9 protein-coding genes are annotated in these 11,856 nt (G+C 69.4%); 6 read left to right on the top strand and 3 right to left on the bottom strand.

What is annotated here, in order from left to right; all coding sequences use genetic code 11:
• Positions 1 to 4 precede the first annotated feature (4 nt).
• Together ACZ562_RS05175 and ACZ562_RS05170 are read right to left on the bottom strand one after the other, a co-directional pair.
• Positions 5 to 931, bottom strand: coding sequence for a glycoside hydrolase family 16 protein (locus ACZ562_RS05175; protein ID WP_471174277.1), 927 nt, complete (start codon positions 929 to 931; stop codon positions 5 to 7).
• A 193-nt stretch (positions 932 to 1,124) separates the two neighbouring features.
• Positions 1,125 to 3,416 carry a (Fe-S)-binding protein gene (locus tag ACZ562_RS05170; RefSeq protein ID WP_471174276.1) on the bottom strand — a complete coding sequence of 764 codons (2,292 nt, stop codon included), beginning with the start codon at positions 3,414 to 3,416 and terminating at the stop codon, positions 1,125 to 1,127.
• 224 nt (positions 3,417 to 3,640) lie between these two features.
• Here ACZ562_RS05170 and ACZ562_RS05165 point away from each other — a divergent pair, with 224 nt between their 5' ends.
• From ACZ562_RS05165 to ACZ562_RS05145, 5 genes are all read left to right on the top strand, one after another.
• A complete protein-coding gene (locus ACZ562_RS05165) occupies positions 3,641 to 4,672 on the top strand; it encodes an MraY family glycosyltransferase (RefSeq protein WP_471174275.1) in 1,032 nt (343 codons plus the stop codon).
• 117 nt (positions 4,673 to 4,789) lie between these two features.
• Complete coding sequence (gene dnaK, locus ACZ562_RS05160; protein WP_471174274.1) at positions 4,790 to 6,652, top strand: molecular chaperone DnaK; 1,863 nt, start codon at positions 4,790 to 4,792, stop codon at positions 6,650 to 6,652.
• The gene (grpE, locus tag ACZ562_RS05155) at positions 6,649 to 7,323 is read left to right on the top strand and encodes a nucleotide exchange factor GrpE (protein ID WP_471174273.1); all 675 of its coding nucleotides are present in this window, start codon (positions 6,649 to 6,651) and stop codon (positions 7,321 to 7,323) included. The genes dnaK and grpE overlap by 4 nt, the downstream gene beginning before the upstream one ends.
• A 33-nt stretch (positions 7,324 to 7,356) precedes the next feature.
• Positions 7,357 to 8,535 (top strand): molecular chaperone DnaJ, encoded by a 1,179-nt coding sequence (dnaJ, locus tag ACZ562_RS05150; RefSeq protein ID WP_471174272.1) that lies wholly within the window; start codon positions 7,357 to 7,359, stop codon positions 8,533 to 8,535.
• A 5-nt stretch (positions 8,536 to 8,540) separates the two neighbouring features.
• Positions 8,541 to 8,993, top strand: a complete 453-nt coding sequence (locus ACZ562_RS05145; RefSeq protein ID WP_471174271.1) for a heat shock protein transcriptional repressor HspR — start codon at positions 8,541 to 8,543, stop codon at positions 8,991 to 8,993.
• Positions 8,994 to 9,137: 144 nt separating this feature from the next.
• Here the strand turns inward: ACZ562_RS05145 and ACZ562_RS05140 are convergent, their stop codons facing one another.
• On the bottom strand, positions 9,138 to 10,346 hold the full coding sequence (locus ACZ562_RS05140; protein ID WP_471174270.1) for a L,D-transpeptidase: 1,209 nt from the start codon (positions 10,344 to 10,346) through the stop codon (positions 9,138 to 9,140).
• 231 nt (positions 10,347 to 10,577) lie between these two features.
• Here ACZ562_RS05140 and ACZ562_RS05135 point away from each other — a divergent pair, with 231 nt between their 5' ends.
• The gene (locus ACZ562_RS05135) at positions 10,578 to 11,774 is read left to right on the top strand and encodes a lipid II:glycine glycyltransferase FemX (protein ID WP_471174269.1); all 1,197 of its coding nucleotides are present in this window, start codon (positions 10,578 to 10,580) and stop codon (positions 11,772 to 11,774) included.
• Positions 11,775 to 11,856: the final 82 nt, after the last annotated feature.

The following is an 11,856-nucleotide window of genomic DNA, read 5'->3' as shown; positions in this document are numbered from 1 at the left end:
CCGTTCAGACGGTGTCCTGGAACCGCACCCCCTGGGTCCGGTAGCCGGCGACGGCACCCTGCACCTGGGACGGCGTCAGCACCTGGTCCTTGGCGTAGTACACGTAGTCGACCCTCTCCTCGTACGCACGCGACCTCCTGCCGTTCCGTCCCAGCAGGTCGATGAACCAGTGGTTGAAGCGGATGTCCATCGACGACTCGGGCACGTACGGCTCCGAGTGCGAGGCGAAGAGCCTGCCGTCGACGTAGTAGTCGACCCGCGTGGTGCCGACCGTGATGACCAGGTTGTGCCAGCCGGCGAAGCTCGCGCGCTCCTGGGTGGTGACGGCGTCATTCACCCAGGGGTCCTCCCGGTAGGTCTCCCACGAGGTGGCGAGCAGGGCGCTGCCCGGGATGCTCCAGCCGCCGTTGGGCAGGTACTCGAAGTCGAGTTCGCTGTAGTTCGGGTCCATCGGGAAGTTCAGCGGCGAGAGGGTGAAGAACGTCTGCACCACGTGGTCGCCGTCCGGCCCGGACACGGGGGCGTCGCTGAACCGGACGCGGGCGGCGTAGGTGCCGTACCGGAACTTGCGCTGGTGGTGGATCTCGGTCTGCTCGGTACCGGCCCTTGTGCCGTCGGTGCCGGAGCGCAGGGTCATGACGGAGTTGCCGGCCTCGGTGGCGAAGGTGATGTTCTGCGGCCTCCAGTTGGCGCCCCACACGCCCGGCCCGCCCTGACCCGACCTCAGGGTCCAGCCGTGCTGGGGGAGCAGCGGATCCGTGGAGCCGGTGTAGTTGAAGTCGTCGAACAGCGCCGGGCCGGGGACCGGCTGGTGTCCGGCGGCGGCACTGGCCCGTCCGGGAAGGGCGGCGAGAACGGCGCAGAGCAGTCCGGTCACAGCGAGCGCGAGAGCGCTCCTGCTCTTCCGGAGGTCCGGGGCGGGTCTGGTCATCGGTCGGGGGCCTTTCGCGCTCGCGGGCTCCTGTGCCCGTCTTCTGACGGCGACTCAGTTTGCGCGGGCGGCAACTCCCGGTCGCCGTGCGACATACGGCTCCGGCCGCCCCAACCACCCGAATGGCGAGAACGCCGCCTCCCCGCCCAGGGCGGGAAGACGGCGTTCTCCGTCGTGCGTTCGCGTATGCGGTCTACTTCACCGGCTCGGGCTCCGGCTCGCTCTCCGCCTCCGACGCGCCCGCCGGGGGCTCGTCGTCGACCGGGGTCCTGACCGACTCCAGCAGGAGCTGGGCGACGTCCACGACCTGGACGGACTCCTTGGCCTTGCCCTCGTTTTTCTTGCCGTTGACCGAGTCGGTCAGCATGACGAGGCAGAACGGGCAGGCGGTGGAGACGATGTCGGGGTTCAACGACAGGGCTTCGTCGACGCGCTCGTTGTTGATGCGCTTGCCGATCCGCTCCTCCATCCACATCCGCGCACCACCGGCGCCACAGCAGAAGCCGCGCTCCTTGTGGCGGTGCATCTCCTCGTTCCTGAGGCCCGGCACGTTGGCGATGATCTCGCGCGGAGGCGTGTAGATCTTGTTGTGGCGGCCCAGGTAGCAGGGGTCGTGGTAGGTGATGATGCCCTCGACCGGGGTGACCGGGACCAGCTTGCCCTCGTCCACCAGGTGCTGGAGCAGCTGGGTGTGGTGGATGACCTCGTAGTCGCCGCCGAGCTGCGGGTACTCGTTGCCGATCGTGTTGAGGCAGTGCGGGCAGGTGGCGACGATCTTCTTCGCGGACTTCGGCTTCTTCGTCGACTCGTCCACCTCGCCCTCCTCGTCGAGGGACTCGCCGAAGGCCATGTTCAGCGCGGCCACGTTCTCCATGCCGAGCTCCTGGAACAGGGGCTCGTTGCCGAGACGGCGGGCCGAGTCACCGGTGCACTTCTCGTCGCCGCCCATGATCGCGAACTTGACGCCCGCGATGTGCAGCAGCTCGGCGAAGGCCTTGGTGGTCTTCTTGGCGCGGTCCTCGAGGGCGCCGGCGCAGCCGACCCAGTACAGGTACTCGACCTCGGTCAGGTCCTCGATGTCCTTGCCGACGACCGGCACCTCGAAGTCGACTTCCTTCGTCCACTCCAGGCGCTGCTTCTTGGCCAGGCCCCAGGGGTTGCCCTTCTTCTCCAGGTTCTTGAGCATCGTGCCCGCCTCGGACGGGAAGGAGCTCTCGATCATCACCTGGTAGCGGCGCATGTCGACGATGTGGTCGACGTGCTCGATGTCCACCGGGCACTGCTCGACGCAGGCGCCGCAGGTGGTGCAGGACCACAGGACGTCGGGGTCGATGACGCCGTTCTCCTCGGCGGTGCCGATGAGCGGGCGCTCGGCCTCGGCGAGAGCCGCGGCGGGAACGTCCTTCAGCTGCTCCTCGGACGCCTTCTCCTCGCCCTCCATCGTCTTGCCGCCGCCGGCGAGCAGGTAGGGCGCCTTGGCGTGGGCGTGGTCCCGCAGCGACATGATCAGCAGCTTCGGGGAGAGCGGCTTGCCCGTGTTCCAGGCCGGGCACTGCGACTGGCAGCGGCCGCACTCGGTGCAGGTGGAGAAGTCCAGCAGGCCCTTCCAGGAGAACTGCTCGACCTGGGAGACACCGAAGACGTCGTCGTCGCCCGGGTCGGTGAAGTCGATCGGCTTGCCGCCCGAGGTCATCGGCTGGAGGCCGCCGAGGGCCGTCTCACCGGTCGCGTCGCGCTTGAACCAGATGTTCGGGAAGGCCAGGAAGCGATGCCAGGCCACCCCCATGTTCGTGTTGAGCGAGACCGTGATCATCCAGATCATGGTCGTGCTCAGCTTGATCATCGCGAAGAGGTAGACGAGGTTCTGCAGCGCGGTGAGGCTCAGCCCCTTGAAGGCAAGGATCAGTGGGTACGAGGCGAAGTACGCGGCCTCGTAGTGGTCCACGTGGTGCAGCGCGCCCTCGAGACCGCGCAGGGCGTAGATGGCCAGGCCGATGGTGAGGATGACGTACTCGACGAAGTACGCCTGGCCCATCTTCGAGCCCGCGAACCGCGACTTGCGGCCGGGCCGCGACGGCAGGTTCAGCAGGCGGATGACCATCAGAGTGACGATGCCGAGGGTGGTCATCGCGGCGATGAACTCGATGTACAGCTCGTACGGCAGGAAGCCGCCGATCACCGGGAGCGTCCAGTCGGCCTCGAAGAGCTGGCCGTACGCCGTGATGATGGTGGGCGGCAGCGTCAGGAAGCCGATCGCCACGAACCAGTGGGCGACACCGATGATGCCCCACCGGTTCATCCGGGTGTGGCCGAGGAACTCCTTCACCAGCGTCACGCTGCGCTGGTAGGGGTTGTCGGTCCGGGTGCCGGCGGGCACGGGCTGGCCGAGCTTGAAGTACCGGACGAAGTGGCCGATGGCGCGTGCGAGCAGCGCGACGCCGACCACGGTCAGGACCAGCGACACGATGATCGCGGCGAGTTGCATTTGGGGGCTCCTCGGGCCTGCGAGGCTTCTTCGAGCGAAATTACTAAGCGGTAACTTATGCAGTCCTCTGAGACTACCCGCAATCCTGTGCCGCACTGTAGTCAGCCGTGTGGTGATCTGTGCTACTGAGGCAGGCCTCAGTAGCGTGGCGGGGCAGGGTGGACGGCGCGCGGATCATTCGGTCAATTCACCACATATCATCACATTTGGATTAACTTGGGTGCGTGCTCTACGGGATCATCGCCGCCGCCACCGCCCTCCTGCTCGCCGCCGTGCTCAGCGCGCTGCTGCGGGCCCCCGCCCTGCGCCTCGGCGTGGTCGACCGGCGGCGGCAGCGGCCGGTTCCGCTGGTGGGGGGTGCGGCCGTGGTGCTCGCCACCTGGGTGGTGGTGGCGGCCGGGAGATGGACCGGCGTCGCGCCGCTCGGCGACGGGACGGGCCGGCTGCTCGCCGCCGGGGCCGCCGTCGCCGTGCTGGGGCTGATCGCCGACGTGCGGCGGGTGAAGGCCCGGTTCCTGCTCGGTGGCACGGCCGTCGCGGCGGCCTGCGTGGTGCCGTACGACGAGACCGGGCTGCCCGCGGGGCTGCTCGCGGTGGTCTGGATCGTCGTCGTGGCCATCGGTTTCAAGGCGCTCGACCACGCCGACGGGCTGGCGGGCACGGTCGGGGTCGTGACCGCCTTCGGCGCCGGGGCCTGCGCGGCGGCCGAGGTGATGGACGGGCTCGCGGTGCTGCTGAGCGTGCTGGCCGCCGCGCTGACCGGGTTTCTCATGCACAACTGGCATCCAGCGCGGATCGCCCTCGGGGCGTGCGGGTCACTGTTCGTCGGCTTCGTGCTCGCCTCGGCGGCCGTGCTCACCCGCGCCGGGTACGGGCCGGCGTCCAGCGCGGGCGTGCTGTTCGCGCTCACCGCCGTGGCGAGCGCCGACGTCGTCCTCGTCCTGGTGTCGCGGCGGCTGGCCGGGCGGCCCCTGCTGCGCAGCGGCCCCGATCACCTCGCCCACCGACTGCGGCGGCTCGGTCTCACCGCGCGGGGCGCGACGATCCTGCTCGGCGTCGGCGCGTTCTCCGGGGTACTCGTCGGGGTCCTCGGGCACGTCGGCTGGATCGCGCAGACCGGCCCGCTCTGGGTGGCGGTGGTCGCGCCGGCCGTCGTGCTCGCGCTGCTGCGGATCAAGGTGTACGGGCCCCGCAGGCAGTCTGTTCACCCTCTGCGGCCACCTCCTCATACCGCATCTGTGCAGGTCAGAGGGTAGTTGCGTGTAAGGAAAGGATAAGAGTTGAGTCGCCCTGACTCAGCTCTGTTGACCGCGCGGTGGCCGTCATGCACACTTGAGTCCGTTCCACTCAAGTCATTGCTGGAGGAATCAACCATGGCACGTGCGGTCGGCATCGACCTGGGCACGACTAACTCCGTCGTCAGCGTTCTGGAGGGCGGCGAGCCCACCGTGATCACCAACGCCGAGGGCGCCAGGACCACGCCGTCCGTCGTCGCCTTCGCCAAGAACGGTGAGGTGCTCGTCGGAGAGGTGGCCAAGCGCCAGGCCGTGACCAACGTGGACCGGACCATCCGGTCCGTGAAGCGTCACATGGGCACCGACTGGAAGATCGAGCTCGACGGGAAGCCCTTCAACCCGCAGCAGATCTCCGCCTTCATCCTGCAGAAGCTGAAGCGGGACGCCGAGTCCTACCTGGGCGAGAAGGTCACGGACGCGGTCATCACCGTCCCGGCCTACTTCAACGACTCCGAGCGCCAGGCCACCAAGGAGGCCGGCGAGATCGCGGGCCTCAACGTCCTGCGCATCGTCAACGAGCCGACCGCGGCCGCCCTGGCCTACGGCCTCGACAAGGACGACCAGACGATCCTCGTCTTCGACCTCGGTGGCGGCACCTTCGACGTGTCCCTCCTGGAGATCGGCGACGGCGTCGTCGAGGTCAAGGCCACCAACGGCGACAACCACCTCGGTGGTGACGACTGGGACCAGCGCGTCGTCGACTACCTGGTGCAGCAGTTCAAGGCCGGCCACGGCGTGGACCTCGCCAAGGACAAGATGGCCCTCCAGCGCCTGCGTGAGGCCGCTGAGAAGGCGAAGATCGAGCTGTCCTCGTCCACCGAGACCTCGATCAACCTGCCCTACATCACCGCGTCCGCCGAGGGCCCGCTGCACCTGGACGAGAAGCTCACCCGGGCTCAGTTCCAGCAGCTGACCGCGGACCTGCTGGAGCGCTGCAAGACGCCGTTCCACAACGTGATCAAGGACGCGGGCATCCAGCTCGGCGAGATCGACCACGTCGTCCTCGTCGGCGGCTCCACCCGTATGCCCGCCGTCGCCGAGCTCGTCAAGGAGCTGACCGGCGGCAAGGAGGCCAACAAGGGCGTGAACCCGGACGAGGTCGTCGCCATCGGCGCCTCGCTCCAGGCCGGTGTCCTCAAGGGTGAGGTCAAGGACGTCCTGCTCCTCGACGTGACCCCGCTGTCCCTCGGCATCGAGACCAAGGGCGGCATCATGACCAAGCTGATCGAGCGGAACACGACGATCCCGACCAAGCGGTCCGAGATCTTCACCACCGCCGAGGACAACCAGCCGTCCGTGCAGATCCAGGTCTACCAGGGCGAGCGCGAGATCGCGGCGTACAACAAGAAGCTCGGCATGTTCGAGCTGACCGGTCTGCCGCCGGCCCCGCGCGGTGTCCCGCAGATCGAGGTCTCCTTCGACATCGACGCCAACGGCATCATGCACGTCACGGCCAAGGACCTCGGCACGGGCAAGGAGCAGAAGATGACCGTCACCGGCGGCTCCTCGCTGCCGAAGGACGAGGTCGACCGGATGCGCCAGGAGGCCGAGCAGTACGCGGAGGAGGACCACCGCCGCCGCGAGGCCGCCGAGACCCGCAACCAGGGCGAGCAGCTCGTCTACCAGACGGAGAAGTTCCTCAAGGACAACGAGGACAAGGTCCCCGGCGAGGTCAAGACCGAGGTCGAGGCCGCCGTCGAGGAGCTGAAGGCCGCGCTCAAGGGCGAGTCCGCCGAAGGCGACAACACCGCCGCGATCCGCACGGCCACCGAGAAGGTCGCCGCGGTCTCCCAGAAGGTGGGCCAGGCCATGTACGCCGACGCCCAGGCCGCGCAGGGTGCCGCGGGCGGTGCCGACGCCGGTGCCGAGGCCCCGAAGGCCGACGACGACGTCGTGGACGCCGAGATCGTCGACGACGAGCGCAAGGACGGTGCCGCGTGACGGAGGAGACCCCGGGCTTCGAGGAGAAGCCCGACGTCCCCTCCGGCGCCACCCCCGACGACGCCGAGCCGCAGGCCGCCTCCCCCTCCGCGGGGGAGGGGGCGGCCCCGGCCGGGGACGCAGAAGCACAGACTGCGGGCCTGACGGCCCAACTCGACCAGGCGCGCTCGGCGCTCGGCGAGCGCACGGCGGACCTCCAGCGGCTCCAGGCGGAGTTCCAGAACTACCGCCGCCGCGTCGAACGCGACCGGATCACGGTCAGGGAGATCGCCATCGCGAACCTCCTGACCGAGCTCCTGCCCGTGCTCGACGACATCGGCCGCGCCCGGGACCACGGCGAACTCGTCGGCGGATTCAAGTCCGTCGCGGAGTCGCTGGAGACCGTCGCGGCGAAGATGGGTCTGCAGCAGTTCGGCAAGGAGGGCGAGCCCTTCGACCCGACGATCCACGAGGCCCTGATGCACAGCTACGCACCGGACGTCACGGAGACGACGTGCGTGGCGATTCTGCAGCCCGGGTATCGGATCGGCGAGCGCACCATCCGCCCCGCGCGGGTGGCCGTGGCCGAACCCCAGCCGGGGGCGCAGACCGTCAAGGCGGACTCCTCGGACTCCGCGGAGACGTCCGCCGCCGCCGACGACAAGGAGAGCGGTGGCCCGGACGAGGGCTGAGCTTGAACCGACGAGGAAGGAGGGACGTCGAGGATGAGCACCAAGGACTTCATCGAGAAGGACTACTACAAGGTCCTCGGCGTCCCCAAGGACGCCACCGAGGCCGAGATCAAGAAGGCGTACCGGAAGCTCGCCCGCGAGAACCATCCGGACGCCAACAAGGGGAACGCCAGGGCCGAGGAGCGCTTCAAGGAGATCTCCGAGGCGAACGACGTCCTCGGTGACCCCAAGAAGCGCAAGGAGTACGACGAGGCACGCGCCCTCTTCGGCAACGGCGGCTTCCGCCCGGGGCCGGGCGCGGGCGGCGGCTCGTTCAACTTCGACCTGGGCGACCTCTTCGGAGGCGGCGCCCAGGGCGGCGGGCAGCCGGGCGGCTTCGGCGGCGGACTCGGTGACGTCTTCGGGGGCCTGTTCAACCGTGGCAGCTCCGGCACCACACGTGTGCAGCCCAGGCGCGGTCAGGACATCGACACCGAGGTCACCCTCAGCTTCACCGAGGCGATCGAGGGAGCGACGGTCCCGCTGCGGATGACCTCGCAGCAGCCCTGCAAGGCCTGTTCGGGCACCGGCGACAGGAACGGCAACCCGCGCGTGTGCCCGACCTGTGTCGGCACGGGCCAGGTGGCCAGGGGCTCCGGCGGCGGCTTCTCACTGACGGACCCGTGCCCGGACTGCAAGGGCCGCGGCCTGATCGCGGAGGACCCCTGCGAGGTCTGCAGCGGCAGCGGCCGCGCCAAGTCGTCCCGGACCATGCAGGTCCGCATCCCGGCAGGGGTGAGCGACGGGCAGCGCATCCGGCTGAGGGGCAAGGGCGCACCCGGCGAGCGGGGCGGCCCGGCCGGCGACCTGTACGTCGTCGTGCACGTGGACGCGCATCCGGTCTTCGGGCGCAAGGGCGACAACCTGACCGTCACCGTCCCGGTGACGTTCGCGGAGGCGGCCCTCGGCGGTGAGGTGAGGGTGCCCACCCTGGGCGGACCGCCGGTCACCCTGAAGCTGCCGCCGGGCACGCCCAACGGCCGCACCATGCGCGCCCGCGGCAAGGGCGCGGTCCGCAAGGACGGCACCCGCGGCGACCTGCTGGTCACCGTGGAGGTGAGTGTTCCGGCGGACCTGTCGGGGAAGGCTCGTGACGCGCTTGAGGCGTATCGCGAGGCGACCGCGGGCGAGGACCCAAGGGCCGAGCTGTTCCAGGCCGCGAAGGGAGCTTGATCGAGATGGACGGCCGTCGACGCAACCCGTATGAACTGACCGAGGAGACCCCGGTCTACGTCATCTCGGTGGCGGCCCAGCTCTCCGGCCTGCACCCGCAGACGCTGCGCCAGTACGACCGCCTGGGCCTGGTCTCCCCCGACCGCACCGCAGGCCGGGGCCGCCGCTACTCGGCCCGCGACATCGAACTGCTCCGCCAGGTGCAGCAGTTGTCGCAGGACGAGGGCATCAACCTGGCCGGCATCAAGCGCATCATCGAACTCGAGAACCAGGTCGCCGCACTCCAGTCCCGCCTGGCAGAACTCCAAGCCGCCCTGGACGGCGCGGCGGCCGCGATGCAGCAGCGCGAGGCCGCGGTCCACGCCTCCTACCGGCGGGACCTGGTCCCGTACCAGGAGGTCCAGCAGACCAGCGCGTTGGTGGTGTGGCGGCCGAAGCGGCAGCAGTCGGCGGACTGAAGAGAACACACGCGAAGGGGACCGGAGATTCAGCTGAACCTCCGGTCCCCTTTCACATTCGGTGCCGACCCGATGACCGCACGCAGGGCGGCCCGGCGCCGTACGGAATCGACTCACCGTGATCAACGGCTCTGTTCGGTCCGGTCAGCGCAGGGCGCTCTTCTCCCGCCATTCGGTCCACGACAGGTTCCATTCGCCGAATCCGTTCTCCGGAGCAACTGCGCCCTTGGTGTCCTCTCCCGTGATCTCGAACGGGTCGCCCGGCCGCACCTGTCCGTAGAACCAGGCCGCGTCCGCGTCGCTCATCCCTATACAGCCCGAACTGCGGTTGGCGTTGCCGAAGTAGGCGGCGTTCCACGGTGCGGCGTGCGCGTACATGCCTGACCAGGTCAGCCGCATCGAGTAGTCGACCATCTTGTCGTAGGCGTCGCCGAGGCCCACGGTCTCCGAATTCATTCTGACGGTGCCCTCCTTGGCCATCAGCACCGTGGTTCCGCGCCAGGAGCGTTTGTCGCCGCCGGGCGTGCCGCCCGAGACGGGGATGCTGCGGACGGTCCTGCCGTCGCGTATCAGCGCGAGCTGATGTCTGTCGAGGTCGACCTTGACGATCTGCTGTGCGCCGATGGTGAAGCTTGTCGTGTAGTCGCGTACGAACCAGCCGCCATCGGTGCCTGAGTCGGTGCCGTTGAGCTCGGCGTCGAGCGTGACCCTGGTTCCGGGTTTCCAGTAGGTCCTGGGCCGCCAGTCCACCCTGTCCTTGCCGGACCAGTCGCGCATCCAGCCCCAGGAGCCCTCGGTGCCGTTCGAGGTCTTGATCTTGAGCTGTTTCTCGACCTCCGCCTTGTTCCTGACGGGGTGATCGAAGACCAGTGAGATCGGCTGGGCGATGCCGACGGTGGTGCCGGCACCCGGTCGCCAGTCGACCTTGTTGACCTTGTCCGCCTGTGCCGTCGAGAAGGAGGTCTTCGTTCTGTCGGCGGTGCCGCCCTCCGTTCGGGTCGTCACCGTGACCGCGTAGGCCGAGCCGGGTGCGGCCCTGCGGTCCGAGATCCACGTCCTGCCGTCGGGAGCGATCTCGCCGGCGAGTCTGCGCCCCGTGCCGTCGGTGACCGTCACCGAGGTGAGACTGCCGCCCGCCGCAGTGACCTTGACGGGCTCGCCCGGTGTGGCGTGCCCTCCCTTGGGGGTGACAGTGACGGTTACGGGGCGGTCGCCGGCGCTCCTCGCCTCCTTGGCGTCCGCCGGAGCGGGAGAAGGGCTCGAAGAGCAGGCGGCGAGAGGTGCCAGCAGGGCCGCTGCTACGGCAGCCCGAGCCCGTCCCCTGGCATGGGCGCGTGCAGGTGTGCGGTGCAACAGAACCTCCGTGACGGAAGAGAACGAGGGGCCCGCATCGAAGGGCCGAAGAGGGGATGTCGTGACTGTAGAGCCGTAAAACCCCAGGTGAGCGCCTCCGGAGCAATGTGACGGCGACTGGTGAGGAACGGTCATGGTCCGGTCACATTCGCCGCGCGGGACGGTCATGGGCCGCTGTGAGCATCCTCGGTGTCCCCGCGACGGTCGGGGGGAGAAAGAGAGGCTCAGACTGTGTCAGCGCTGCTCGTGCCGCCCACCCGAGGTCACCGGGAACGGAACCGGACCATCGGCCTGAGACCCGTCACCGCCGGGGCCTACCGCGCCTTCCTCGCATCCCCCGCCGGCGCCGCGCTCGGCGCCGGCTTTCTGCAGTGCCCGTCGTGGGCGGACGTCAAGGAGGGCTGGCACTCCCGGTTGCTCGGCTGGGGACAGGATCCGGAAGCCGGTGGGCTGACCGGTGTCGCCCTGGTCCTGCTGCGCCAGTTCCCCGGCACCCGCAAGTACTTCGCCTACCTTCCCGAAGGGCCCGTCGCCGACTGGACGGACCCGGACATCGACGGCTGGCTCACCCCGCTGACGGAACATCTCCGGCGCGCCGGCGCCTTCGCCGTACGCATCGGCCCGTCGCCCGCGTACCGCCGCTGGGACGCCGCCCTGCTCAAGTCGCTCACCGGCCCGGGCAGACGCCTGGGCGACGTCCTTGCCAGCGAGGTCGATCCGCTCGGCACCGCGGTCGCCGAGCGGTTGCGTGCCCGCGGCTGGCGCCGATGCGGTGGTGACGGCACCGGAGAGGACGGGGATGCCCAGCCCCGCCATGTCTTCCAGGTGCCGCTCGCCGGACGCACGGGCGAGGACCTGTGGTCCGGGCTCAACCAGGAGTGGCGGCGCAATGTCCGCCGTGCCCAGAAGGAAGGCGTGGAGGTGGTCGTGGGCAGCGCGGCCGAACTCCCCGAGTTCTACCGGCTGCTGCGCATCACCGAGGAGCGCGACGGCTTCCGGCTCGGACGCTCGCTCGCGTACTTCGAGCGTCAGTACGCGGCTCTCAACTCCGAGGAGCCGGGCCGGATGAAGCTGTACCTCGCCCGTCACCGCGGGGAGATCCTGGCCGCCCACACAATGATCACGGTGGGCCACCGGATCTGGTACCAGACGGGCGCCTCCGCCGACCACCGCCGCGAGGTCCGGCCCTCCAACGCCCTGCAGTGGCGGATGCTGCTGGACGCCCACGCGCTCGGGGCCGACGTATACGACATGCGCGGGATACCCTCCACGCTCGACCCCGGCGAGCGGGCCCACGGACTGCTGCGGTGGAAGCTCGGCACCGGCGGACAGGCCGTCGAGACTCTCGGGGAATGGGAACGGCCCTTGGACGGCACCGCCAACCACACCCTCTACCGCGCCTTCCAGGCGTACTTGAACCGCCGATGACTCCGACGGCGAGAACGGACGGGGAGCGCGGCAGCTCCGGTGCGAGCGAAGACGAGGGTGCCGCTCGCGGAGGAGAGGGCGG

The organism is Streptomyces sp. NPDC040410, assembly GCF_055595715.1.
Note: the sequence above shows the minus strand (reverse complement) of the source record. Positions and strands in the feature narration are given on the sequence as shown.